At 35.7% G+C, this 26,335-nt stretch carries 21 protein-coding genes, 1 pseudogene and 1 riboswitch; of the genes and pseudogenes, 15 read left to right on the forward strand and 7 right to left on the reverse strand.

All coding sequences use genetic code 11. The annotated features are described in order from the left end of the window. The first annotated feature begins 59 nt into the window (after window positions 1-59). A complete protein-coding gene (coaW, locus tag KI338_RS02845; RefSeq protein WP_212919446.1) occupies window positions 60-863 on the forward strand; it encodes a type II pantothenate kinase in 804 nt (267 codons plus the stop codon). A 117-nt stretch (window positions 864-980) separates the two neighbouring features. Here the strand turns inward: coaW and KI338_RS02850 are convergent, their stop codons facing one another. Beyond that, window positions 981-2,231 (reverse strand): DNA polymerase IV, encoded by a 1,251-nt coding sequence (locus KI338_RS02850; protein ID WP_212919447.1) that lies wholly within the window; start codon window positions 2,229-2,231, stop codon window positions 981-983. Between the two features lie 156 nt (window positions 2,232-2,387). On the opposite strand from KI338_RS02850, the gene KI338_RS02855 reads away from it, so the two are divergent. The 3 genes from KI338_RS02855 to abc-f all read left to right on the forward strand — a co-directional run bounded on the left by KI338_RS02855 (window position 2,388) and on the right by abc-f (window position 6,685). Then, window positions 2,388-2,744: a YuzC family spore coat inner layer protein gene (locus KI338_RS02855; RefSeq protein ID WP_212919448.1), complete on the forward strand. Its 357-nt coding sequence runs from the start codon at window positions 2,388-2,390 to the stop codon at window positions 2,742-2,744. 272 nt (window positions 2,745-3,016) lie between these two features. Next, entirely contained in the window at window positions 3,017-4,741 is a 1,725-nt protein-coding gene (locus tag KI338_RS02860) for a methyl-accepting chemotaxis protein (protein WP_212919449.1), read from the forward strand. A 372-nt stretch (window positions 4,742-5,113) separates the two neighbouring features. Next, a complete protein-coding gene (gene abc-f / locus KI338_RS02865; protein ID WP_212919450.1) occupies window positions 5,114-6,685 on the forward strand; it encodes a ribosomal protection-like ABC-F family protein in 1,572 nt (523 codons plus the stop codon). A gap of 263 nt (window positions 6,686-6,948) precedes the next feature. Here the strand turns inward: abc-f and KI338_RS17815 are convergent, their stop codons facing one another. After that, complete coding sequence (locus KI338_RS17815) at window positions 6,949-7,083, reverse strand: hypothetical protein (RefSeq protein ID WP_280530717.1); 135 nt, start codon at window positions 7,081-7,083, stop codon at window positions 6,949-6,951. 15 nt (window positions 7,084-7,098) lie between these two features. Further along, a complete protein-coding gene (locus KI338_RS02870) occupies window positions 7,099-8,361 on the reverse strand; it encodes a helix-turn-helix domain-containing protein (RefSeq protein ID WP_212919451.1) in 1,263 nt (420 codons plus the stop codon). A gap of 231 nt (window positions 8,362-8,592) precedes the next feature. Between KI338_RS02870 and dacB the strand changes: the two genes are divergently transcribed. Next, on the forward strand, window positions 8,593-9,987 hold the full coding sequence (dacB, locus tag KI338_RS02875) for a D-alanyl-D-alanine carboxypeptidase/D-alanyl-D-alanine endopeptidase (RefSeq protein WP_212919452.1): 1,395 nt from the start codon (window positions 8,593-8,595) through the stop codon (window positions 9,985-9,987). A 17-nt stretch (window positions 9,988-10,004) separates the two neighbouring features. Here dacB and KI338_RS02880 read toward each other — a convergent pair whose 3' ends face one another. After that, the gene (locus KI338_RS02880; RefSeq protein WP_212919453.1) at window positions 10,005-10,481 is read right to left on the reverse strand and encodes an SRPBCC family protein; all 477 of its coding nucleotides are present in this window, start codon (window positions 10,479-10,481) and stop codon (window positions 10,005-10,007) included. Between the two features lie 161 nt (window positions 10,482-10,642). On the opposite strand from KI338_RS02880, the gene KI338_RS02885 reads away from it, so the two are divergent. Continuing rightward, window positions 10,643-12,799 carry a type IA DNA topoisomerase gene (locus KI338_RS02885; protein WP_212919454.1) on the forward strand — a complete coding sequence of 719 codons (2,157 nt, stop codon included), beginning with the start codon at window positions 10,643-10,645 and terminating at the stop codon, window positions 12,797-12,799. Between the two features lie 30 nt (window positions 12,800-12,829). Here KI338_RS02885 and uraA read toward each other — a convergent pair whose 3' ends face one another. Beyond that, the gene (gene uraA / locus KI338_RS02890) at window positions 12,830-14,104 is read right to left on the reverse strand and encodes a uracil permease (RefSeq protein WP_212919455.1); all 1,275 of its coding nucleotides are present in this window, start codon (window positions 14,102-14,104) and stop codon (window positions 12,830-12,832) included. A gap of 330 nt (window positions 14,105-14,434) precedes the next feature. Here uraA and KI338_RS02895 point away from each other — a divergent pair, with 330 nt between their 5' ends. After that, on the forward strand, window positions 14,435-15,649 hold the full coding sequence (locus KI338_RS02895) for a SpoIID/LytB domain-containing protein (protein WP_244853312.1): 1,215 nt from the start codon (window positions 14,435-14,437) through the stop codon (window positions 15,647-15,649). 94 nt (window positions 15,650-15,743) lie between these two features. Here the strand turns inward: KI338_RS02895 and KI338_RS02900 are convergent, their stop codons facing one another. Beyond that, window positions 15,744-16,187, reverse strand: a complete 444-nt coding sequence (locus KI338_RS02900; RefSeq protein ID WP_212919457.1) for a DUF2663 family protein — start codon at window positions 16,185-16,187, stop codon at window positions 15,744-15,746. Window positions 16,188-16,345: 158 nt separating this feature from the next. Here KI338_RS02900 and KI338_RS02905 point away from each other — a divergent pair, with 158 nt between their 5' ends. Continuing rightward, the gene (locus KI338_RS02905) at window positions 16,346-17,557 is read left to right on the forward strand and encodes an NAD(P)/FAD-dependent oxidoreductase (protein WP_212919458.1); all 1,212 of its coding nucleotides are present in this window, start codon (window positions 16,346-16,348) and stop codon (window positions 17,555-17,557) included. 268 nt (window positions 17,558-17,825) lie between these two features. Then, window positions 17,826-18,683: a VanW family protein gene (locus tag KI338_RS02910; protein ID WP_212919459.1), complete on the forward strand. Its 858-nt coding sequence runs from the start codon at window positions 17,826-17,828 to the stop codon at window positions 18,681-18,683. A gap of 41 nt (window positions 18,684-18,724) precedes the next feature. Here the strand turns inward: KI338_RS02910 and KI338_RS02915 are convergent, their stop codons facing one another. Then, window positions 18,725-19,258: a YceI family protein gene (locus KI338_RS02915; RefSeq protein WP_212919460.1), complete on the reverse strand. Its 534-nt coding sequence runs from the start codon at window positions 19,256-19,258 to the stop codon at window positions 18,725-18,727. Between the two features lie 265 nt (window positions 19,259-19,523). Here KI338_RS02915 and KI338_RS02920 point away from each other — a divergent pair, with 265 nt between their 5' ends. The 6 genes and pseudogenes from KI338_RS02920 (at window position 19,524) to KI338_RS02945 (ending at window position 26,280) form a co-directional block, all read left to right on the forward strand. Further along, a complete protein-coding gene (locus tag KI338_RS02920) occupies window positions 19,524-19,778 on the forward strand; it encodes a phage holin (protein ID WP_212919461.1) in 255 nt (84 codons plus the stop codon). Then, complete coding sequence (locus tag KI338_RS17670) at window positions 19,775-21,205, forward strand: N-acetylmuramoyl-L-alanine amidase family protein (RefSeq protein ID WP_244853315.1); 1,431 nt, start codon at window positions 19,775-19,777, stop codon at window positions 21,203-21,205. Before KI338_RS02920 ends, KI338_RS17670 begins: the two co-directional genes overlap by 4 nt. A gap of 151 nt (window positions 21,206-21,356) precedes the next feature. Further along, window positions 21,357-23,143: pseudogene (locus KI338_RS02930) on the forward strand (M3 family oligoendopeptidase). A gap of 63 nt (window positions 23,144-23,206) precedes the next feature. After that, a riboswitch (TPP riboswitch) is annotated at window positions 23,207-23,309 on the forward strand. 118 nt (window positions 23,310-23,427) lie between these two features. Continuing rightward, complete coding sequence (gene thiT, locus KI338_RS02935; RefSeq protein WP_212919462.1) at window positions 23,428-24,009, forward strand: energy-coupled thiamine transporter ThiT; 582 nt, start codon at window positions 23,428-23,430, stop codon at window positions 24,007-24,009. Between the two features lie 521 nt (window positions 24,010-24,530). Further along, window positions 24,531-25,094, forward strand: coding sequence for an RNA polymerase sigma factor (locus tag KI338_RS02940; RefSeq protein ID WP_212919463.1), 564 nt, complete (start codon window positions 24,531-24,533; stop codon window positions 25,092-25,094). Further along, window positions 25,084-26,280, forward strand: a complete 1,197-nt coding sequence (locus KI338_RS02945; protein WP_212919464.1) for a DUF4871 domain-containing protein — start codon at window positions 25,084-25,086, stop codon at window positions 26,278-26,280. The genes KI338_RS02940 and KI338_RS02945 overlap by 11 nt, the downstream gene beginning before the upstream one ends. The last annotated feature ends 55 nt before the right edge of the window (window positions 26,281-26,335 follow it).

A 26,335-nucleotide genomic window follows, 5' to 3' on the forward strand; every position in this document is an offset into this window, starting at 1 on the left:
ATAGGCCATATCCTTAATTGATATTACTAAAGCCCATAGAAATGAGGGGGAATCCAGTTTTGGTTAGAAAGATTGGAATTGATGCTGGCGGATCACTTGTGAAAATCGCTTATCATGAGCAAGAAAAAATACATATTAAAACATTTTCAAATCATGAATTGGATCAGGCTATCTCCTGGTTATCGCCGTTTTTGTCTGATGCTATTGTCTACGCAACGGGAGGAAAAGCGGGACATTTTAAGAATATTAACTCGAATACTTGCCATATCGTTGAGGAATTTCGTGCAGTCACAAAAGGAAGTCGCTACTTGCTGCAAGAGGAAAAAGGTATTCAGGGTGAGGAATTCATTTTAGTAAATATTGGTACAGGTACCTCTATTTTTCATGTGACAGAGGATTCCTATGAACGAGTAATGGGCAGTGGCATTGGTGGTGGAACCTTAATGGGGCTTGGCCACTTAATAACAGGGGAGACGGATTTTCATTTATTTACTTCCCTAGCTTTAAAGGGTGATAATCGTAATAGTGATTTACTTGTCCGAGATATTTATGCCCCTGATGAGCCTCCTATTTTTGGAGATTTGACTGCAGCTAATTTCGGAAAAGCCCATTTGAACAAAGCTGCTACAGAGCAGGATTATTTGGCTAGTGTTATCCATTTAATTGGAGAGACAATTGTATTACTTGCTGGTCAAGCAGCGACTAGGAAGCAGGTTAAGCGAATAGTATTTGTTGGCAGTACATTAATAAATAATAAACCATTACAAACAGTGTTAACTAGTTTTCATAAGGCATTGGCATATGATCCAATCTTTTTAGAAAAAGGGTCACATGCTGGGGCAATTGGAGCCTTACTTAGTTAGTGTCTATGTACAAAGTTGATGGAGAATACTTTCCTCAATGGTAGTATTCTCCATCCTTTTTTGGTAGCTAAGAAAAATCTTTCTCGCCCCATTAGGAAGTTCCTCAAGACATTTTTATTATGCATGATGTCCACCAATTTTTTTACTGCGATCAATAGTTACGCCAGCATCGGTATAACTACTTGCACGAAGAATGGCAGTAGCCCCATATTTATCACGAATAGCATCCATAACATAGCCAATGTCGGTTTTTTTGGAGCGATTTTCAAATAAATTTAATTGGGTCTCGGCTTTTTCATATAAATTATCGAGTGTTACATAAACATGGCGAATATTACTATGTCCATCATAGAATTCATGGAAAAGCTGCATACAAACATGGTACACATCCATCGTCACATTAGTTGGTATGGAAATAGAACGAGAACGAGAAAATCCGCCCCCAGTTTCTTTAGAATAAGCAATTCCGAGGTGAATCGTTTTTCCTGTTTTTCCCGCTGTACGAGCACGCCGACACACCTCTTCACAAAGATCTAAAATACAAACAGCAACGTCATCTTTGGTATAGTCACGTAAAAGAGCAATACCATGCCGAAAGCCCTTTTGTTCATGTTTAACAAAGTCTCCATATACCGGACTTAAGTCAACTCCCCACGCATGCCAGTAAAGCTGTTCACCCATAATGCCGAACCGTTTCTTCAGATGATTTAAATCAAACCTTGCGAGCTGACCAAGAGTAATAATTCCCATACGATTCAGGTTTTTTTTCATTCTATTTCCGATTCCCCATATTTTTTCTACTGGAAACGGCCAAAGCTTTTCCTCCACATCCTCATAACGACATTCCGCAATACCAACCTTTTTGGCATGTAAGTCCATGACAACTTTCGCTAAAAATTTGTTATCACCAATTCCGATTGAGCAAGTGATACCGAAGCTTTCGAGAATGTCCTGCTTAATTTGTCTGGCAATTTCTCTAGCATCTCCGAATAACCTACCAAGTCCATTTAGTGTAACCCAAACTTCATCAACAGAATATTGGTGAATGGCCTCCTTTGGGGCATATTGATTAATTAATCTGGTAATTTCTACGGAAACCTCTAAATAATCTGCCATATGGGCAGGAACGATATGAATATTTGGGTCTTTCGGTAATTCAAAAAAACGACTGACATTGCTGATGCCGTATTTTTCTTTCAGAGCGGGCGATGCGGCAAGCACGATACTTCCCGAACGGCTTGGATCTCCCACAACTGCAAGTAGATCTTTCATTGGATCAAGCTCTAACTTAACGGCTTCTACACTGGCATAAAAGGAACGCATATCGATACAAAGTACATCGTGACGTGGAAATGAAGAATAGTCCATGATATTCACCACCTAGAGAACATTTGTTCTTATTGTATGTCTTTTGTAGGAAGATTATCAATGGGAATTTATGCTAATTAAAAGGGCTCACGATTCCCTGACTAATTAGTTCCGCATATAGTGTTGTAAAAGAGAAGAATGGAGGAGGGAAGGCCATTGTATTATTATCCAGTATATGTATATCCAGCATATCTGCATCAACATAATATGAATCGCCAATTTCCTAAAGTGGATGCAGGACTACTTCATGCATCTGCAAATGAAACCAGAAAGTTAATGAAGGAAGTAAGTATTGTGTTAGACCGGTTTGCAACTTCAAAGGAATTTGATAATCAGGTCATGGCTGCAGCACAGGCGTCTAATATGGCTGAAGTAAAAAGGTTAATTAAATCAATTGGAATAACATCGGATGTCGATGTGGAGTTTAACCCAGATGGATTACGAATGGTATTTACATCAAAGGTCGCCAATACAGAATGCTGTAAGTTAACTGTAGCACTAAGATGGCGATAGAGAAAATGATGATATCGTCTCCTTAGAGAGAGGAGTCCGTATCATCATTTTTTTATTCGGAAATAGTATAGGTGCACCGCCGATTTCATCTTAGGAAAGCAAATGTACATTTCTTTCCGTTAAATTATAATACAATTGACAATACTTGTGAGATTTGTTGTATTTTGACGAATCATCAATTATGATTGATGATGTGGACAATACATACAAATTAAGCAATTGTAAAAACGAAATAAACATTACTTTTAGCTATATATATTCGGGGGATTAATATGCTTAGAAAAATTAAATTGAAAAAGTTTTCTTTCCGAAACCTCAGAATCGGAATAAAGTATGGTGTTGTGCTAGCTGTAATCATAGTATTATTTATCGGTTCATCACTTCTCGTGACGAACTCCATCAATAAAGTTGGTAGGGGTATTGATGATTTAGAAACGAAGAGTGATATTGCAATGAGCATGTCAGAGATGGGTTCATTAACACGTAACATGAGTATCTATATTACGTCTTATTTACAAAAACAGGATCCAAAATATGTCGATGCTTTCAAAGAGAATCAGGTGCAATATAATGAATTATCGAGTAAAGTTCGGACTAATCTTCATTCCGAAGAACAAAAAAGGATTTTTGAACAGATTACATCAAATAATCAAGAAGTATACCGACAGTTTACAAATTACATCGTATCTGCAATAGAGAATGGTAATTTAAGCACAGCTGAATCCTATGTTGCTGAGTCCGATGAACTAAGAGAAGAGACGATAACTCTACTCAATCAATTAGTAAATGAAGTAAATATCGACCAGGAAAATGCAATAAATCATGCAAGAGAAAATCAAAAGCAAACATATAGGATTCAAACTGTCTTTATTTCAATATCCATTGTTATTGGTGTTACTTTACTTTTACTAATCAGTATTCCAATCTCAAGAAATCTGAAAAAGGTTGTTCACATAAGCAATCAAATTGCAGAGGGGAATCTTTCAGTTTCTGATTTAAATGTTAAGAGTTCTGATGAAATCGGGGAACTTTCCTTAGCGATTGGTAAGATGAGTGATTCACTCAAAAACATGATTCAACAAGTATCTAGTGTCTCGGGAACTGTTACAAGTCAAAGTGAAGAATTAACACATGCAGCCAATGAGGTGCGCTTGGGAGCTGAACAGGTTGCTTCAACGATGCAGGAATTAGCTGCAGGATCTGAAAAACAGGCTGATAATGCCAGTAATTTATCCAATACGATGCAAGGATTTTCAAAACGAGTAGTAGAAGCAAATGAAAATGGAGAACAGATTCATCAGGCTTCAACAGTTGTATTGGATTTATCCAAACAAGGCAGTCAGTTGATGCATGCATCGATAAAGCAAATGACTCAGATTAATGGCATAATGCAGGATGCCGTCAACAAGGTTCAAGGACTGGCGGAAAACTCTAGAGCAATTACAAAGCTTGTATCTGTTATTCGAGACATCGCTGATCAAACAAATCTCTTGGCATTAAATGCTGCTATTGAAGCTGCAAGAGCCGGTGAACATGGAAAAGGATTTGCGGTCGTAGCAGATGAAGTAAGAAAATTATCTGAGCAAGTAGGATTATCGGTTTCCGATATTTCTGCGATAGTACATACCATTCAAACTGAAACAAATACTGTCACGGAATCCTTAGAAATGGGTTATCAAGAGGTTCAGCAGGGTACAAAACAGATTCATACAACGAATGAAACATTTGATCAAATCAAAAAAGCTATTACAGAAATGACCGGCAACATCCAAATCGTAAAAGATAACCTTCTGGAAATTTCTGGAACGACACAGATAATGGGATTATCTATTGAAGAAATCGCAGCTATTTCAGAGGAATCTGCTGCAGGAATTGAGCAAACGTCAGCTTCCTCTCAACAAACAAGTAGCTCTATGGAAGAAATGGTAAGGAGCTCGGAAGATTTAGCTAAACTAGCAGAAGAATTAAATGCACTTGTACAGCAATTTAAGATATAAATCGGAATAGGATAGTACGATTAGGTATTATCCTTTTCTTATTGACTTAGAGAATAAATTAGCATATAGTTAACGTAATAAAGACGGAAAGGGTGTTTTTTGGGCAGATGATTAATTAATCCTATTTTCAAATCGTAAATCGAATCATTGCATAAAAAGAAGAGCAAGGTGCTCTTTTATTTGGTATGTTTTTTGAAAAACAATACCCAATTATATTTGCAATTTCTCGAGACACGAAGAATAGGATTAACATCTGGACAGATATTCCCCATTTTAAAATACGGGTGTATTATATGTTTATTTGTTTTTATTTGCTTCCTATTTCTTCGTGAATTAGGGGCTTTTTTTATTTGAGAAAAATGGGGTGATTGCATGCTTTTATTGGAAGCCCAGCATATTTTATATGAAGTAGAAGGCAAGGAAATATTAAATGTCGAAAATTTAAAAATTCAAAAAGGTGATTGTATCGGAGTGGTTGGTAAAAATGGTAGTGGAAAGACCTCATTAGTTCATATCTTGACTGGAAAAATAGATAGTTATTCAGGAACTGTACTTACGGAAGTGGCAGTTCAGCTTCTACCACAATTAAAACCAATGGCTGGCGTGCGTAGTGGCGGAGAGATTACTCAACAGTATATTAATGATGCATTAGCAACAAAGGCAGATATCTTATTTGCTGATGAGCCAACCACAAATTTAGATAGGGAACATATTGAAACATTAGAAAATCAATTAAAGCGCTGGAATGGTTCAGTAGTGATAGTTTCACATGACCGAGCTTTTTTAGATAGTCTATGCAATAAAATTTGGGAGGTGAAAGATAGTAGGGTCACAGAATATAAAGGTAATTATACAGATTATCGAGACCAAAAAGAGATGGAAATTAAGAAACAGGACGATGATTATAAGAATTATATTTCCAAGAAACAGCACCTAGAGCGTGCTTTAGAACTGAAAAAGAAAAAGGCAGCAAGAGCGATCAAATCTCCCAAAAGAAAAGGAGATTCTGAAGCTAATTTGTCTGGTGCTAAACCCTACTTCGCAAAAAAACAGAAAAAGTTAGAAACTACAGCGAATGCGATTAAAACTCGATTAGAAAAGCTAGAAAAGGTAGAAAAGGTGAAAACAGATCCACCATTAAATATGAGTGTTATCAATGAAGAAATATTGGGGAATAAGCCGATTATTCGTGTAAAGGAAGTAGAAGGGCGAGTTGGTAATAGGATTTTGTGGAAAACGAAACCTTTTCAAATTCATGCTGGAGATAAAGTAGCGATAATTGGAAACAATGGAGTAGGAAAGACAACATTTATCAAGAAGTTAATGTCTGGTGAAAAAGGAATCGAGGTATCACCGTCCGTAAAGATGGGTTACTTTAGTCAAAATCTTGATATTTTAAATCTAAAGGAAAGTATCCTTGAAAATGTAACCAAGTTTTCTTCTCAGGAGTTGTCTTTGGTAAGGACTGTTTTAGCACGATTACATTTTTTTAGAGATGATGTTTATAAACCCATTGAGGTTCTAAGCGGTGGTGAACGAGTAAAGGTAGCATTTGCGAAAATATTTTTGAGTGATATAAATACAATCATTTTAGATGAACCGACCAACTATTTAGACATTGCTGCTGTAGAGGCTCTGGAAACCTTGTTAAATGAATATAGGGGAACTATAGTATTTGTATCGCATGATAGGAGGTTTATCCATCAAGTTGCTAGGAAAATAATAAGTATTGAAAAGCAAAAAATGGAACTATTTAATGGAGATTATAAATCGTATCTAGAATACGAACCGAAAAAAATAGATGAGTCAAAACAAGAGTTAATGATCATTGAGACAAAGCTTTCCGATGTCTTGAGCAGATTAAGTATTAGTCCCACTCCAGAATTAGAGGAAGAGTTTCAGAAGCTATTGAAGGAGAAGAGGAAATTACAAGAAGAGTTGTAGAAGTCTACAACTCTTCTCTTTTTACCACTATTACTATATCGAACGTAAAGCGATGGACGGGAAAGTATAAAACCAAATTTGATTTGGATTAGTTCAGTTTTGTTCCCGTGAACCTGTTTAGATGTATTATTCTCCTCGACATCTTAAAGTTGAGTTATTCATAAAGAATAGTGAAGCGGGGATAAGTAAGGCCATTTTTCTATATAAGCCAATACCTGCTTGCAATGGAGATACTTGGAGAATGAATTTGGTGAGAGCCTTCATTACTTTTTAATAAAAGGATCTGGTTCTTCAACATTAGCAAAATCAGACTCTTGATATGCTAAAAAACCACTGAAAGAAATGCTTGAAAGCATTATAGCTAAAGAAAATAAGCCATAAATCCAATAGCGTTTCATTGTTTTCACCCCCTTTCAAAAATAAGAGTTTATATTATCAAGCGCTTTATAGTATATTGCTGCTTGTTTGTATTTTCGGTTGTCAAAATAATATTTAGCAAGAAGTTTAGTATAATTTGCTTCCTCATATACAAGTTGTTTTTCGTGGTAAAACGGTATAATGTGTTTTGTAATTAATGATTCAAATGAATTATTTATTCCATTAATTAAGTGTTCATAGACTTTAAATTCGTAAACATGGATAGATTGTAAGGGATCTATTGATTTGCTCAACTCTAATCCTAATTCCATCCAAGTTTTAGCATTTTCTAAATCTCCAATCTTATAATATTCATTCATTAAACTGGAAATAGGAATCAACTTTTTTTCAATTGATTGATTTTTCCTTAATTCATAGCTTTTTAAATAGTGGTTGATCGATTCAAATGATTCCCCAATTGAAGACAATAGCTTCCCCATATTTTGATAGCATAATACTAAAATGCCATTGTCATCAATCTTATGGGCAATCTTTATAGCAAAACCGTAACTCTCTTTTGCTTTATCAATATTGTTAATTCTCCTATAAGAAATCCCTAATAATATTTGACATTTCGCACATCTTCTTAACTCATATTTCCCCTGATAATACTCCAATGCACGTAAAGTATAGAGCAGACATAAATGTGTTTGTCTTATTTTGCTAGCTGAGCTTCCAATTAAATAGTAGAGATTATGAATATCCTCTGCCTTATGAAAAATATCGGAGTGGATATATCTTTCAGCATTTTGAAAGAAATCTAATGCTTTTTTGTATTCCATCTGTGAGTAGTGATAGCATCCTAGAAAATTTAGATAATAGTACATTTCATTTTCAGAGAATTTTTTTGAGCTTTTTTGTAAAGATACAATAACATTTTCTGCCTCTTTATAATCTTTAATCAGAACGAAGTAATAGAGCTTGTGAATGTCAACTAAAGTAGTTAGCTTTTTATCATAGCCATTTATTAAATTGTTTTTGATTTTATTGTATAGCCGTATGGATTCATCGATGTTTACTCGTAATAGATGATGAAACCAACGAATTATCGATTGATCTGTAACAGCATTCGTAGAATCTAGTGCGTTCATATTTAGCCTTTCACCTAATAAACCAATGATTTCCTCTGGAGGTTCAGCTGTTCCGTTTTCTATTTTTGATAAATAAGAAACAGAGATTATTCCATTTGCTAATTCTGCCTGGGTCATATTGGCTCTTAATCGATTAAATTTAATAGCTTGTCCTAAATCTATTCCCACTTTTCTCACCTCTCTGGGTTTCATTATAAATAAAAGCAAGGTAAAATACTATATAATAAAGGGAATATTCAACAAAATGGAAATATTAACTAAATATCGAATGGAATTGGTGAAAAACAGGAAATATTTCCTGGTGTTTCCTCGAGATGGTGTTTTTATTTCAATTCACGTCCACTAAATTTCTTAATAAACTATAGTTTTTGAAAAAAATTTAATAAGGAGCTGTGAAAAATGAGAGAAGTTTGGAGAAAATTAGAGGAGGCATTTCAAGCAGAGCCAAAGCTAAAAGGGGCATTAACGGGAATAAGCATACGCAGTAGTCAGACAGGAGAATTACTATATGAGCACCTCGGAGATATTCGTTTACATCCTGCGTCCAATATGAAAATATTTACTTGTGCGGTTGGGTTGGCTGTCTTGGGAGAGGATTATAGGTTTAAAACAGAGCTTTGGACGGATGGTGAAGTAAGCAATGGGAGACTTTTTGGTAATGTTTACTTAAGAGGAATGGGAGACCCAACCTTATTACAGAGTGATATCGATTTTTTTGGGGAATGTCTCGCTGAGCAGGGGATATGTCACATTGAAGGCAACATTATTGGGGATGATTCATGGTATGATGATGTACGGCTATCACAAGATTTAAATTGGAATGATGAACATTTTTATTATGGATCACAGGTCTCAGCGCTAACAGTGTCTCCAAACGAAGATTATGATTCAGGCACAGTTAAGCTTACAATAACTCCAAAAACAACCGCTGGAGAAAAACCTAGTATCTCTTTAACTCCAGAAACTGAATACATAAAAATAATTAATCGTGCAGTCACGATAGCGGCATCAACTATGGAAGAACATGAAATAACAGTAATACGTGGGCATGGCAATAATATCGTTACAGTCAGTGGTACTATCCCAATTCAATCCGAACCGATAGATGAATGGGTAACGGTATGGGAACCTACTAACTATGTGTTAGAGTTATTTGGGAATGCCTTAAAGCGACTTAATATTAGCTGGTCAGGAGAGCTAATGGTAGGTAATACACAAGAAACCGCAACACTTCTTCACACGCGGTTATCCATACCTCTAAAAGAATTGTCTATTCCTTTTATGAAGCTTAGTAATAATGGGCATGGAGAGATCATTGTAAAAGAGTTGGGAAGAGTTGTGAATGGAGAAGGAAGTTGGGACAGTGGTCTTGAGGTCTTGAATACTAATTTACAAAAATATGGTGTTGATACATCCAGTATGGTCATTCGTGATGGATCAGGAATTTCTCATGTGACGTTAATCCCTCCAAATGAGATTTCGAAGTTCCTATTTCGTATACAAAATGAAAAATGGTTTTCTCATTTTTATCGTTCTCTTCCTGTTGCTGGTGCTAAGAAAAGAATGGTCGGTGGTACTTTACGAGAGCGAATGGAAGGATTACAAGTATATGCAAAGACAGGTACCATTATGGGCGTTAGTACACTTTCTGGCTATCTTATAATAGATGAAGAGGAAACATTAATCTTTTCAATAATGCTAAACAATCTATTAGATGAAGAAGATGGTCCAGACATTATTGATAGATTACTTGAGATTATTGTTGAAGAAAAAAGCAAAACAATCCTTTCTTGATTGTTTTGCTTTTTTCTTTAGGAAAGCTTACTTAAGGCATCACTATATTTCTCAAACCAAAATTCCCAGATTTTCATTCGGTCTTCAATCTCTTGATGATTGAGAATAGAAGTAATGACATCTAAACAGACATGCCAACCTGCCAAATCCTTTGGTGTGTGAGGAGTGAGCTTATTTATGGTCTCCTTTAAGAGTAGTTGACATGTCATATCCACTTCCTTTAATTCGAAACGTACAAGATCATCTCCCCAAGTAAATTCTAATACAGTATGGTCGATATAATCTGTGATAGTCATTTTTTCGAAAGTGCCATTTCCCAAATTAAAGCTGAAGTATCCGCCTTTTTCAAGATCTACTACTCGCAGTTCATCAAACCATAGTGCTAATTTTTCATTTGTTGTAAGCATAGCCCATACGTCCTCTAAAGGGGAATTGATATGTCTATGAAAGGTAGCTATATGGTGATTGGATTGTTTTTCAATTTTTGCAAGCACATTTCCACCATCCTTTTCTGGAATTCTTATCCTTGATTTAGTCTGTAAGAATAAACTATTTATAGTATAATAGATGCACCCACGTTTTACGAACCTCTTATAAAATCTGTGTTAATGTACCTCTTACAATTTTCAAACGCAAAGAAAGTAGGTGTTCCCCCTTGAAGTTAATACTAGCGGAAAAACCATCCGTAGCGAAGAATATTGCGGATGCACTTGGGATTAGAACGAAGAAAGACGGGTATTTTGAAGGGAATGGTTACCTTATATCCTGGGCTTTCGGACATTTATTACAGCTATATGATGCAAAAGACTATGATAGTAAGATGGCTAGCTGGAAAATGGATAATTTTCCTTTTATACCGGAGAAGTTTGAGTATAAAGTGAAAAGTAGTCCGAGAAATAAACAATGGGCAGATCAAGGAGCAAAGAAACAATTACAAATTATTCATTCACTAATGAAGCGGGTGGATGTAGAAAGTATCATTTCTGCTTGTGACTACGATCGAGAAGGGCAGTTAATTGGCGATAGTATTATTTATCGGGCCAAACCGAATAAACCAATTTATAGGCTATTATTAAATGAATGGACAAAGGACGAGGTGCTTCGTGGTTTAGCTATGCTTAGACCTAACGAAGAATTACGACCACTTCAGGATGCTGGTGTTAGTAGACAATGGGCTGATTGGGTAATAGGTATCAATTTAACCTCTGTTGCAACGTTGAAGTATCAAAAAGGAAAAGGAAAAGCACTAAATATAGGCCGTGTGTTACTGCCTACATTAAAAATTATCTATGATCGAGATAAAGAAATAGAGGATTTTGTACCAGAGGATTATTTTAAGCTGACGGCAATTTTTCAGGCCAAGAATGGTAAATACGAAGGTACATATGTTGTGAACAAAGAGGAAAAATTTAAACAGAAAGAAGTATTAGAAAAGGTACTAGAATCAATTCAAGAAAAGCAAGGGGAAATTATTGAAAAGAAAATTGAAACTAAAAAAGAATTTCCTCCATTTTTATTTAACTTATCTAATCTACAAGGGCATATTACTAGTAAATATAAGGGATGGACATCAGATAAGGTTCTGAAGGTTGCACAGTCTTTATATGAGAAAAAATATATTACTTATCCACGTACATCTAGTACAGCACTTGAAGAAAGTTTAGTAGGGAAGACAGCAAAGGTTTTGTCAACATTAAAAGAGGATTTACCATATCAAGATGAAGTAAAGTTTATGAAAACTAAGCGTGTCTTTAATAATGCTAAGGTAGAAAGCCATAGTGCAATTATTCCTACCTATGTAAAGCCGAAGCGTTTAACAGCAGATGAACAAATAGTTTATAATGCCATTAAAAATCGGTTCGTTATGCAGTTTATGCCGATTGCAGAATATGAGGAAACTAGATTAACTACTAAAATCTTGGATGTGGATTTACTAGGTGTGTTTGAATCAAAGGGTAGAGTGCAGCTAGTTGAAGGCTGGAAAAAGGTCGAAAGTGTTGCTTCAAAAGACAAGTTATTACCAAGAATAGAAGAAAATGAAATTGTTCAGCTGGTCGATTCTGAGGTGACAAAACATATAACGAAGCCACCAAAAGCACATACAGAGAAAACCTTGCTTCGTGTCATGGAGACTTGTGGAAAGAGTTTTAAAGAGGAAGATAACGAAGAAATGGTTGGCAGTATATTAACGGGTTTTAGTATTGGTACTCCAGCAACACGGGCAGAGACCATCAAGAAACTAAAGGATGTAGGCTATATAGCCGCACAAGGTAAAAATTTGACATGTACGGATTTAGGGAAGAAGCTCGTTGAAACTTTTCCGGTAAAATCCCTATTTGACTTAGAATTTACTGGTAGATTGGAAAAGACTTTGTCAGATATACAAAAAGGAACGGTTAATAAGCAACGATTTTTAAACATTATTTTTGATTTTACTAAGGAGTCAGTAGCAACGATTAAAAAAGACCAAGAAATTACGATACATGAAGTAACAGGAACTCATGCTAAAGCTAGGTATGAAGTTCTTGGCACTTGCCCGAATTGCGGTGGTAATATTGTAGAAGGACCTAAGGGGTTTGGCTGTAGCAATTGGAAAAAGGGCTGTAAATTTGCAATATGGAAAAATGATAAATACTTAGGAGCGTTAAAAAAGAAGCCGACGAAGACAATGGTGAAGAGCCTTCTGCAAAATAAAAAAGCATTGGTAAAGGGGCTAACTAGTAAGCAAGGTAAAAAGTTTAATGCTTATCTAAGCTACGAGAAAAACGTTAATAATGACTATTATTCATGGAAGATGGAATTTGAAAAATAAGAAATGAGAGGGATTCCTCCCTCTCATTTCTTATTTTTCGTTTGATAGTTTTACAATATCAAATAGCTTAAACAGTAAGCTTAGTGAAATCCCTACAACAGTTGCAAGTCCCATTCCGGATAGCCCAACTTTTCCAATATGAATGGTTGCTCCACTAATACCAATAACAAGGATTACACAGGTTAGTATTAGGTTTTGTGATTTACTATAATCAACCTTTGCTTCTACTAGCATTCGAATACCACTTGCTGCAATTATTCCGAATAATAGTAAGGATATCCCTCCAAGTACTGCTGTGGGAATAGATGATATAAGTGCAGCTAATTTTCCAATAAACGATAGTAAAATAGAGAAAACAGCTGCTCCACCGATAACCCATGTTGAATAAACTCTTGTTATTGCTAATACACCGATATTCTCACCGTAGGTAGTGTTTGGTGTTGAACCGATAAAGCTGGAAATGATAGTAGAAATACCATTACCTAGAAAAGAACGGTGTAGACCAGGTTTTTTTGCCAAGTCTTTTTTAACGATATTCGATGTAACAAATAGATGTCCAATATGCTCTGGGATTAGTACTAGTGCAGCAGGAATAATGATTAGGATTGCAGACCAGTTAAATTTCATTTGGTGGAATTCTGGCACCTTAATCCACGCTGCATCCTTAACAGCTGATAAATCCACTAATCCAAAGAAATAAGCAATAATATAACCGGCAATAAATCCAATTAGAATTGGAATAATTTTAAAGAATCCGCGGAAGGTGACCCATCCTATAACTGTAATACCTAATGTTAATAAAGATACGGTGACAGTAGTAGGATCCATTGTCCAATTTGGATCTCCTGCAGTACTAGCAATTAAGCCTGCTTGACCTGCAGCTACTGGAACAAGCTCTAAACCGATAACCGCAACAATTGCGCCCATCGCCGCTGGTGGAAACAAAACATCAATCCAACTAGTGCCAGCAAATTTAACAATTAATCCTACGAGCGAAAGAATAATACCTACTGCTAAGAATCCACCTAAAGCATAGCCATATCCATATTGAGAGATAACAATTGTTGTTGGTGCAATTAGAGCGAAACTTGATCCTAAGTATGCAGGAATTTGTCCTTTCGTAATCATAATGTAAAGAAGTGTTCCAACACCATTCATTAGTAGAATAGTAGAAGGATTAATTCCGAAAATAATAGGTACTAAAACGTTTGAACCAAACATTGCGAATAAGTGCTGAAAGCTTAAAGGTAAACTTTGAAAAAATGGTAAACGTTGGTCTACTTGAATCTCATCATATTTTGCCATGTAATTCTCTCCCTTTGTAGATTGTTCACCAGTTACCAGGTGAGAGATAATTAGAAAAGCACCTTGCCTACAATAGGCAAGGTGCTCATTCGCATGAAAAACACAAAAATGGATATTCCATTTCTGTTAATAAGACAGCCGAGCTGTCTATTACACCTTGCCAGTCTCACAGGACTGAATTAAAGGTAACCGTATGAACTTAACTAGATAATACACAATGAAGTACAACCATGTCAATCTATTTTTTTACTTATGTATATTTAACTAGACAAAAGAAAAAATAAACCCATGAGATACCCTACATATTTTCTAATAGTGATGCTGTATTTTTTGATTCCAACTGTGACAAGTGCTGAAGATATGGTAATGGTAAAGCTTGTCAATTATGTGGGAAATACGAATGAATTATCGGTTAAAGTCGAAGGGGATTTTTTTAGTTTGGATCCGACGTTTAAGGTAGAGGAGGGAGTAAACTACACGCTACAGCTAGAAAAAGGTAGCATGTATATCATGCAGAAAGGAGAGAAAAAGCAACAACTACATGGTGGTTTGATTTTAGTCCCGGAAACCTATAATCAAAACCATATTATATATATCAATGATCGACCATATTTAGGAGCAATGGAATTTGTGTTAGAAGGTGAAGACGTTATTCGTCCTATCAATCAATTGCCCTTAGAGGACTACTTAAAGGGGGTTGTTCCATTTGAGGTTTATTCGTCATGGGGATTAGAAACGTTAAAGGCACAAACATTAGCCGCTAGAACCTATGCTGTATCGAAAATGGGTCAAGTAATTGATGATACGGTTAGCTATCAAGTATATGGTGGTTACCAGTGGGATGAAAAAACAACAAATGCTGTCCAGGAAACTAGTGGGGAGGTTATTACCTACTGTGACCAATTGATTGAAACATTCTACTCAGCCAGTAATGGTGGTATAACAGAAAATAATGCGAACGTATGGGGCGGCCAAGCGATGAAATATTTTCCTATTAAAGAGGATCCTTATGATCCAGTTAATCCTTGGAAATATTCCCTTCATCAAACACAAATAGATGTTAATACTATTGACTTTGATCAACCGAATTGGTGGGATGAGCTCGAAGAGAAGGATATAAAGATAGCTAATTCGATAAAAAACTGGCTAAACCGCAATGGATATCCAGGTGATATTAAGCTCCTTTCAATTCCGCAATTTGAATTAACAGGTGATAAATTTGCATCTAGTAGAAGTATAAGTGGTTCGATAACGATTACATTTATGCGACGAATAGTTGCAGGAATTATTTTGTTTGAACAGGTCCAATTGGAAGATGTAAATTTAAATCGTATTCGGCCAATGATAGGTGGGACGCTATTTAAGAGCTATTTAATCGATTCTCTACAAGATAAGAACGGAAGGTATACGATGAATGGGAGAGGTTATGGTCATGGAGTTGGAATGAGTCAGTGGGGGGCACACTATATGGGGGAAAACGGTAAAAATTACAGGGAAATCATCGATTTTTACTACCCTGGAACAACAATAAAGGAATTCCAATGAAAATAGTATAAACAGAGGAGAATGCTCCTCTGTAAATGAAGATTTTGCTGTTGAACAAAAGTCATTATCTGTACCTTATGAAGATAGATGATGATTATTTATTTTTAACATATAAATTGATGTTATATTCCCCTTTCATCATTTTCTTGATGATCGGTACCTTGTCTTGCAGATTCATATCCTTTGAGTCATTTAAATAATCGATTGCTTCAGCACGGACTTTATTTAATTTATCCTTTTCTTTCTTCAGCTTTTTTTGATAATAATGAAAATAGGAAAAGGTTAATGCGATGATACTAAAAATAAAAAGATACAATGGATTTAGTAAGATGCTAGCAAATGTTGAAAATGGATCTAACATCGTATGTAAATCGTTCATATTAAGATATACAAATAATCCTAAAAGAAGTAATAATGTCACAATTAGATACATGTCTCTTAGTCTCTCATACTTATCCTTTTTATTTTTCCTCTTAATAACAGCGTTTAAGATGTTTTCTGTTTCAGAAGATAAATTTTTAATATCTCTTAGTGGCATTTTACATTCCTCCCTCATTCATGTTTATGCTTGTTCATCTGTTATTAAGCCTGTATTTTCATGAAATGCCTGACTAGATATCGGATAAAAATGAGTAGGTTAAGCATACTACTAGATAGTAACTCATTAATGAAAAGATAAAATAAAGGGTGGATAATATGAATACAACACCTCGTATTGTCGTACTAGGTGCAGGCTATGCAGGGATGATGACAACTAAAAAGCTAATGAAATATCTTTCACCAGAAGAAGCTGAGATTGTGCTAGTCAATAAACATAATTATCACTATCAAACGACTTGGCTACATGAAGTAGCAGCAGGAACTATTAATCAAAACCAGGTACGTATTATGATCCGCGATATTATAAGTCCAAATCGGGTTCGATTGATTTATGATACCGTAGAGGAAATCGTTACCGATGAAAAAATAGTAAAGCTGGAAAACAGTGAAATACCTTATGATTATTTGGTGATTTCTTTAGGATTTGAAACGAATACCTTTGGAATAAAAGGAATGGATGAGCACGCTTTTTTTATTGAGAGTTTTGATCAATGCCAATTGATACGAGAACATATCGAATATCAATTCGCCAACTATAAGAACCATCCGGAGGCTGATGAATCTAGCTTAACGATACTAGTTGGAGGGGGTGGCTTTACTGGGATTGAATTTATTGGTGAGCTTGTCGAAAGAATACCGAACTTATGCAGAAAATATGATATTGAACGTAAAAAAGCGAAAATAATTAATGTGGAAGCCGCTCCTTCTATTTTACCGAGTTTTGATCCGGATTTGGTCCAATACGCGAAAAAATCATTACAAGATCGTGGAGCAGAAATCATGGAGGGTACTAGAATCCAAGAGTGTACGGAAGAAGGATTTATTGTTGGCGATAATAATGAGCTTATCAAGGCAGGTACAATTGTTTGGACTGGTGGTGTGACAGGGAACTCAGTTTTAGGTAAGTCTGGCTTTGAACTAACTAAAGGAAAAGTGACAGTAAATGGAGACTTGCGTGCGCCTGGCTATGAGAATGTCTTCATTCTTGGTGATTGTGCATGGGTTATGAACAAAGAGGATAATCGCCCATACCCGCCTACAGCACAGGCTGCTATGCAACATGCTATAACATGTGCGAAAAACATCAGAGCACTTCTTCATAATGGTACACTAGAGGAATTTACATTTCATGATAAAGGTACAGTTGCTAGTTTGGGTGTTACAGATGGAATGGGTACAGTTTTTAATGGGAAAAAACTATATGGAAAGACAGCTGCAGCAATGAAGAAGGTTGTGGATGATCGTTATTTATTTTTACTAGGCGGCCCACATCTCCTCTTGAAAAAAGGAAAGATTCGACCATTTTAAACGATGTAAAAGGGGTGTACTAATTTTGAAAAGGGTATTTGTTTGGATAGCTGCCGTTATTGCAGCGCTGATTGGATATCGTTGGGCTTGCCAGACCTTAGAGGATAAAAGGGATTTTCGTTAATATGAAATTAATTGTTGTATATACATTAATTGCAAATGAAAATATAATAATTGCTTTGTGACACCTTACATAAACTTGTAGGGTGTTTTTTCCTATACATGAAAAAGAAAAAAAGTTGAATACTACATGTAGGAGGGATAATAGATGAAAAGGACGCTTTTATTAATCATATTGCTATTATGTTTTACCAATAAGGTTCATGCAAATGAACTAATAATCACGGATAAAAACATGAATGAAACAATTAGACGAGATGATTTTTCATTAAGTCTATTTGATGATATTTTTGTTGATCGTGAAAAATTGGATGTTCTATTGAATCGATTAGAAGAACAAGTTTATCAACCTCCTACAAATGCAAAATTTGATGACTCTTGGAAGCTTATTCCAGAAAAGAATGGCCAAACACTAGATCGAATAAACTTTAAAAAGTTTTTTTATGAGTTTTTTTATAGTGATGTCTCCTTTGAGATGAAAATTCCGAAGAAAAACGTCTATCCAAAGGTTGATAGCGAATTATTATCCGATATTCGATCAAATGAAATAGGAAGTTATGTGACGTATTACCGACCAAGTAATAAAGAGCGTTCACATAACATAAAGCTAGCAGCAGAAGCAATTAACAATGTAGTCGTGTTTCCAGGTGAGAACTTTTCCTTTAATAAGGTTGTCGGTAAACGTACAAAGGAGAAAGGGTATTTACGTGCACCAGTCATTGTAAGAGGAGAGCTATCAGAGGATATTGGTGGAGGAATCTGTCAAGTTTCTTCAACTTTATTTAATGCTGTCTCTTTAAAGGGAATAGAAATTGTTGAGCGATATTCGCACAGTCGAAATGTTCCATATGTTCCTCCTGGCAAGGATGCAACTGTAAGCTGGTGGGGACCTGATTTCATCTTTAGGAATGAATACAGTCATCCTATCTTGATTAGGGCAAAAGCAATCGATGGAAAAATGATTGTCCGTATTTTTTCATCAGAGCATATAAGAACACATGAATAGGGACTATCCATCTTTGCTATTTAGATGGGTAGTCCCTTTGATTATGCTTGTTTATGTGCTTCAAGCTCAATATTAATTTTTACATCTTCCCCTACAAGAACACCCCCTGTTTCAAGTGCGGCATTCCATACAAGGCCAAAATCTTTACGGTTTAGCTTACTCGTCCCGCTAAATCCCGCAACTTCATTTCCCCATGGGTCTTTGTTAACACCCTCCATAGTGACATCGAAGGTAACTGGCTTAGTTACGCCACGAAGGGTTAAGTCACCAGTTACATCATAATTATTGCCAGATTTTTTCTTTATTTCTGTTGCAACAAAAGTCATTTTAGGATGATTCTCCATATCAAAAAAGTCATTGGAGCGCAAATGATTGTCGCGGTCCTCATTTCGTGTATCTATACTATTTATGTTTACACTAAATTCAATCTTTGCATCTGTTAAATCATTTGGGTCTGCCTCTACTACCGCTTCAAAATCGTTAAATACCCCTCTTACCTTTGAAATCATCATGTGCTTTACAGTGAACTCTAATGAACTATGACTTTTGTCTACTGTCCATACTGATTTTGTCATTTTAAATTCCTCCTAAACTTATGTTTTAATTCTTACTTACTTTATGTAACTAAGTATATTACCATAATGGAATTTAGTCAAGTGTCTTTAATTAAATTATTATTAATTAAGGGTAAATATTCCTAGATTTAATGATTCGATTGTCACTTTTGACGACTTGAAAACGATTTTTATTGATAGAAAGTCATTTCTGGTTAATAGTCGACACATCTAAGGGGAGAAATGAAAACAATATTATATACGAAAAAAGGAGGTGAAATGAATAATGGACAAAGGTACTGTGGTTAGAACGTCTATTTTGTTTGTGGCAATTATAAACCAAATACTTGTTATTTTTGGAAAATCACCACTGCCGATTGATAGTGAGTTATTAGAACAAGTTGTTTCTTCACTTTTTACGATAATTACTGCACTAATTACGTGGTTTAAAAATAACTATATAACGAAGAGAGGTATAGAACAGAGGGATGCATTACGAGAAAAGGGATTAATTAAGACAAAGGAGAGGAAACAAAAATGATAAAACCAATCTTAATCATTGATCCTGGTCATGGCGGTAATGATCCTGGTGGTGGTACTAATAAATATTGGAAAGAAAAGGATTTAACATTAAAGATTTCTTTATATCAATATAAGCGTTATAAAGAACTAGGGGTGCCAGTAGCAATAACAAGAACGACTGACAAAAGCTTATCACCTGACGAGAGAACTCGGATTGTTCGAGAAAGTGGGGCGAAATATTGTCATTCCAATCATATTAATGCTGGTGGCGGTGATGGTGCTGAGGTTATTCATTCGATTTATGATGGAAAAGCCATGGCTGAGAAGATAGGAGAAGAATTAAGGAAAGCAGGACAGAATATTAGACGAATTTTTACTAGAACATTACCGGGTAATTCTAGCCAAGATTATTATTTTATGATAAGGGAGACTGGTTCTGTTGTAACCAATATCATTGAATATGGATTTGCTGATTCTCGTAATGATGATGTACAACAACTACAAAATCATCATTTAGATTTTGCAGAGGCGGTAGTGAAAGCATTTTGCGAATATACAGGATACAAGTACAAAAGGCCTTCTGGAGAAATAGATCAGGTTGAAATTCCAATTCGACCGGTACCACCTCCGATTTCTGGGGGGAATACTGGAGGAACAGGTGAGTATATTCACTTACCTGCATCAGCAAGCTCATGGAGAGTATATCCACTTGATGTTTCTCCTACAAAAGGAAATGAATCTGGCTTCTTAAATCCGAAAAAGTTTGGTGGATTAACCTACAAAATACTAGGTCAGACCACACCTAATGTATTTATTATCAATACTAGTGATTTTGGAAAGGTACAAATTTATGGTCATCCAAGTACTGGAGCCGTAGTGAATAAGAGCAGTAGTCAGAGTAAGGGAGAAACTGTGAATTCGAACACAGAATCTAATCAATATGCTGGTAAACACTTGCATTTGCCGAAAAAAGAAAGTTCTTGGAGAGTATATCCGTTAGGTGTAGCACCAGTAAAAGGGAATGAAATTGGCTTCCTAAATCCAGCAAAGTTTGGAGGTCTAACATATGAAATTTTAGGGAGGAGCCAGTCTAACGTTTATATTATCCAAACAAGCGATTATGGAAGGGTGCAAATTTATGCCGCTCCAAGTACTGGTGCAACAATTAGTGAGGATAATCATACTGGTGAAAATGCTAATAAAAATTCTACCGATACTAGGTATTTGCACTTACCTGCCTCTGAGAGCTCGTGGAGAGTATATCCAATAGGTGTAGCACCAGTAAAAGGAAATGAAAAAGGATTTTTAAACCCAGCAAAATTTGGTGGACTAACCTATCAGATTTTAGGAAGCACGCAAGCAAATGTATATATTATTCAAACGAAGGATTATGGTAGAGTTCAAATTTATGCAGGACCGAGTACTGGTGCTACAGTATCAAACTAAAGAATAAAGACAGCCCTCTTCTAAGGATATAGAAGAGGGATTTATTTCGGTTTAAAAATATTTCGATTTCCAAAGTATTTTTAGTGAAAAGTGAATAATTTATTGTTAATATAATAATTAGTTTAAATTTTTTAAATTAGGGAGAGATTCGATGCAAGAAACTAGGGGATACGAGAAAACTTGGGATTTAGACGTGATATTTCCTGGAGGTAGTGAGTCAAAGGAATTTGAAGACTATCTACAAAAGTTAGAAAGCAAAATGAAGGATCTATCAAACTCGGTTAATTATTATGACCCAAAAGGTCAAAATTCAGCACTTGAATTAGTGGAAATTGTTACTATTCTTGAGGCTACGATGAAGAAACTACGAGAATCATTCGCATTCATTAGTTGTCTGAGTGCTCAAAATGTAAAGGATGTTGGGGCAAATCTATTAACAGGAAGACGCAGCACATTAGGTGCCAAGATGGGAAGTATACAAACCATTCTAAATCAAAAATTAGCAATTATCCCTGAGGAAAAATGGTTAGAGATAGTAAACCATGAATCTTTGCAGGATATTTCCTTTGTATTAAATGAAAGGCGAGAAGCTGCGCAAGAGTTGCTGTCCTCTGAACAAGAAATATTATTGAATGATTTATCTGTTGATGGATACCATGCATGGGGACAAATGTATGAGACGATCGCAGGGAATATGACTGTAGAATTGGAAGAGAACGGAGAACTAAATTTATATTCTATTGGACAAGCCTCCAATAAATTAAGTAGTCCAGATCCGGAATTTCGTAAATATGTATTCGACCAAATTAGTAAGGCTTGGGAGAAAAATATTGATTTATTTGGGCAAACATTAAATCATTTGGCTGGATTTCGTTTACAAAAGTATAAACATCGCGGATGGGACAATGTATTAAAAGAACCTCTTTCTATGAACCGAATGAATCAGGAAACTTTAGATGCAATGTGGAATGCGATAACAAAAAATAAACACCATTTTGTAAAGTATTTAACGAAAAAGGCAGAGCTACTTGGGAAGGACAAACAAGTATTTATGATATTAATGCCCCTTTAACGAAAACAGTTAAAACTGTTTCATTCACGGAAGGTGCAAATTTTATAATGAAACATTTTAGAGAGTTTAGTCCGAAGATGGCAAACTTCGCAAAAATGGCCTTCGAAAAAAGATGGATTGAAGCAGAAGACCGTCCAGGAAAGCGACCTGGTGGATTTTGTACAAGCTTTCCAGACAGTGAACAAACACGAGTGTTTATGACATACTCAGGAACTTCCTCGAATATTTCCACACTCGCTCATGAGCTTGGACATGCATATCATCAATATGTCATGAACGATGTACATGGTTTAAATCAAGGGTATGCGATGAACGTTGCGGAGACAGCTTCCACGTTTGCAGAGATGATTGTAGCAGATGCATCTGTCTTAAATGCTAAAGATAAACAAGAAAAGCTAGAATTACTGGAAGATAAAATTCAGCGTAGTATTGCCTTCTTTATGAATATTCATGCTAGATTCGTATTTGAGACACGTTTTTATGAGGAGCGTAAGAAAGGAATCGTGTCAGTTAAAAGACTTAATGAGTTAATGCTAGATGCACAGAAAGAGACCTACTGTGAGGCGCTTGAGGAGTATGACCCTTCATTTTGGGCATCAAAATTACATTTCCATATTACGTCAACTCCTTTTTACAACTTCCCATATACCTTTGGTTACTTATTTAGCCTAGGTATCTATGCACATGCGAAAAGAAGTAATGAGAGTTTTGAAGACAACTATATTGCATTACTACGTGACACGGGTCGGATGAAGGTAGAAGATCTTGCATGGAAGCACCTAAAGGTAGACTTAACAAAATCTGACTTCTGGGAAGCTGCAATGGAACTTTGTGTTAAAGATGTAGAGGAGTTTATTTCATTATAACGAGATAAAATTGCTAAATATACAAAATTAAGCTACAATAACGGTAGCAAAAAAAGTGAAAATGAAGTCCACAGGGGGAGCCTTATGGCTGAGAGTGAACAATTTTGTTCTGACCCTTTGAACCTGTTAGTTAGTACTAGCGTAGGGATGGTGGCTTTTTTGATGGATAGTAAAGCAGTGTGAGCGGAATTCCCCATCAGGAAGCTTCCCCTTGGCATCTGCTTTTTTTGTGTTTAAAAATCTATTTACTAGATTTTTAGATTACATTAGGGGAGGAAATAGGTGTGAGTTCAAAACGCACATTATTTTTAGTTGAAGTTGCAATTTTTACTGCATTCGCTTTATTGTTGGATATAATACCATTTTTATCGTTTAAAATATGGGGTCAAGGTGGTTCCATTTCGTTTGCAATGATTCCGGTATTTATCGTTGCCTTTCGCTGGGGGATGAAGGGAGGACTCCTATCGGGTTTTTTGTGGGGGATACTACAAATAGCTCTCGGAGTGGCAGATATGTACTTTTTCTGGCAGATTGTTATTGAATATGGATTAGCCTTTACTGTATTAGGTTTTGCAGGTGCAGTTTCTAAACCTGTACAACAAGCTATTAAAGCAGGAAATATAAAGAAGAGTTTTGTCTATATTATGGCCGGGGTGTTTATTGGATCAGCATTACGTTTTCTCTGTCACTTCTATGCAGGAATCGTATTCTTCGCTCAATGGATGCCAGAAGGCTGGAGTAATATATGGATATATTCACTAGTCTACAATATTTCCTATATGTTCCCATCATTTATATTATGTACGATAATAGTATTCTTCTTATTTAGTAAGCAGCCAAGAACTTTATTGCGTACAGCCGTATAGAAAAGTATTTCCGCTCACCAACTAGGATAGCTAATTAGGCTATCCTTTTTATCTATTTCCGGTAGTTAATCCTGCATTAGAAAGGCCTTATTTATTCGTTTTGACTTATAATAGTTAAAAAGGAGTGTAAGAAAATGAAGGAATTAGTTGGTAAGTGTGCTAAGTGTAATAAGGAGATATATTGTGAAAATGGATTTCTAAACGGCGTTCATGAAAATGGTAAGCTAACCTGCTTTAAATGCACCGAGCAATAAAAATAAAAAATTAGAAATACAGAGAAAGGGCAATGAACCACTCAGAAATTGATCACTGCTTAAGCGTGGGTCATTTCTGAAGTGTTTTTAACCGAACTAACTATTTGAATTTATGGTTACTTAAAACACTTTTAGTTTAGAGCCTCTTTTGTACTCCTTTTACACCTCTATTTATTTTCTTCTTGATGAACATATACATTAAATTATCCAAATGTTGTAACTTTTTTAAGTGTCATTACGTTTTCCAAGTAAGAAGGGGGGATGCTAGTGGAAAGTTTGATAATAGCGTTTAAGAATGGTAATAATCATGCCTTTGAAGAACTTATTGATAAATATAGTCCGTTAATAGAACGATTTGCATTTCAACTAGGGGTGCCTTTCCATGATATACCTGATATTACCCAAGAAGTCTTTATCCGTATATTTCGTTTTAGCAACCGGTTTGATGGCCAATCATTTACCTCTTGGTTATATAAAGTTACGATGAACATTGTAAAGGACTATGGAAGAAAGCAAAAGAGTCTAGGGATTATTCAGAGTAGATATAAGAATAATCATGACATTCTACAAGAACAGTATGTGCAAGTAGAAATGCAAATTTTAAAACAAGAAGATGATATTTTATTACATCAAAGTATTCAACGATTACCAGATCGGAATAAAATCCCAATAATTCTTTTTTATTTTCATGATTTAACGTATGAGGAGATTGCAAAAGTTACCGGTTCCAAGCTTTCTACAGTAAAAGTAAGGATACACCGTGGAAAAAAGATGTTGGTTGAGGAATGGAAAAAAACGAATCATAATGGAGGGATTCCATTTGGAACATAAAAATTTTGACGTAAAAATGAAGAAATTAAAAGCCACTTATGATGAACTCCCAACGCAAACAGATAAAGAAAGGATTATGAGACAAATTAGGGATGATAAAAAACCAAAATATCCTTTTCAAATTTTTCGATATGCTGGTGTAGCAATTAGCTTTTGTCTGTTTATCCTACTAGCACTTCCATTTTTTAACCAAGAAATTAAGAACCAAGGAACGGTAGAAGAGGATTTTGTGCTTTCTTTGTCTGATGTAAAGGTAGAAATATATTCTGATGAATCCAAATTTGGCTCCATAGATATTGGAAATGATAAGCACATCCCCACAGTAATTGAGTACCAATTAACACTCCATAATGAAGGTAATCAGAGTATAGGCAGCCTAAGCTTTGATAAAGAAAAAAATCAGGAACAAGGTCTCCGTATCGAAATAGAACCCCAAGAACCATTGAGACAAAGTATGCTAGATGTTTTCGGACAGGATATTATAAATGGAAATGACCTTGGTAATGGGGCAACAGGTGATAGTAGATTGAAAGCAGATAAAAAAGGAAGCTTTACACGTTATTATCTACTAGGTACGGAGGACGATATTTCAGGATTACCTAAGCTACCTCCAAAGGGAAAACTTAATGAGCTTGAGAATAACGCATTATATGCGGATGTAATTGTTTATCTTGGGGAAAATCGTATTGCTCGTTTTGACTTAAGTGATTATATTACGCTTAATTCTACTATTGCTGAGAAGGAAGCATGGAGGGAGAGTCCTAAATTTTCTATTCCGGTCGAGTTCGGGGAGGAGAAAACCCCGGGAGAATATGGTTTGGTCGGTAAGGAAGGAAAGTTTGGCATTCAAATTGGTTCTGGGGAGAAGGGGGAACTGGAATATTACAACTTTATCGCAAACGTACCTAATAAAAATATGTGGTACTTTTGGAAGGTCGATGAAGCTATGAGTGGAAATTTGAAAGTGTTTGCCACTGATGAATACGGCAAAAAACATCCAGTATTAATGAAGAACGGTTACTCCTCCTGGGATACTGGATACGGGATTGATTCTGTTTCCCAAAATAATGAAAATGAAATTAGGCTTCATACTGGTATGATATTCCCCTCTGCTGGTCAATGGAAATTAGATGTTTACTTTGGAGACAAATGGTATGATGAATTATTCATTACTGTAGAAGAATAGGGCAATTGATAAATCTTCCTCTCACCGCTGTGTATGGCCACGCATAGGCTATAGC

The sequence above is a fragment of the Ornithinibacillus bavariensis genome (assembly GCF_018333235.1).
Lineage (GTDB): Bacteria > Bacillota > Bacilli > Bacillales > Amphibacillaceae > Ornithinibacillus > Ornithinibacillus bavariensis.

Coding starts and splice junctions, on each gene's coding strand:
- KI338_RS02860 (WP_212919449.1), top strand. CDS start 3,017: ATGCTTAGAAAAATTAAATTGAAAAAGTTTTCTTTCCGAAACCTCAGA.
- KI338_RS02910 (WP_212919459.1), top strand. CDS start 17,826: ATGAAAAGGACGCTTTTATTAATCATATTGCTATTATGTTTTACCAAT.
- uraA (WP_212919455.1), bottom strand. CDS start 14,104: ATGGCAAAATATGATGAGATTCAAGTAGACCAACGTTTACCATTTTTT.
- KI338_RS02915 (WP_212919460.1), bottom strand. CDS start 19,258: ATGACAAAATCAGTATGGACAGTAGACAAAAGTCATAGTTCATTAGAG.
- dacB (WP_212919452.1), top strand. CDS start 8,593: ATGAGAGAAGTTTGGAGAAAATTAGAGGAGGCATTTCAAGCAGAGCCA.
- KI338_RS02905 (WP_212919458.1), top strand. CDS start 16,346: ATGAATACAACACCTCGTATTGTCGTACTAGGTGCAGGCTATGCAGGG.
- KI338_RS02850 (WP_212919447.1), bottom strand. CDS start 2,231: ATGGACTATTCTTCATTTCCACGTCACGATGTACTTTGTATCGATATG.
- KI338_RS02900 (WP_212919457.1), bottom strand. CDS start 16,187: ATGCCACTAAGAGATATTAAAAATTTATCTTCTGAAACAGAAAACATC.
- KI338_RS02920 (WP_212919461.1), top strand. CDS start 19,524: ATGGACAAAGGTACTGTGGTTAGAACGTCTATTTTGTTTGTGGCAATT.
- KI338_RS17670 (WP_244853315.1), top strand. CDS start 19,775: ATGATAAAACCAATCTTAATCATTGATCCTGGTCATGGCGGTAATGAT.
- KI338_RS17815 (WP_280530717.1), bottom strand. CDS start 7,083: ATGAAACGCTATTGGATTTATGGCTTATTTTCTTTAGCTATAATGCTT.
- abc-f (WP_212919450.1), top strand. CDS start 5,114: ATGCTTTTATTGGAAGCCCAGCATATTTTATATGAAGTAGAAGGCAAG.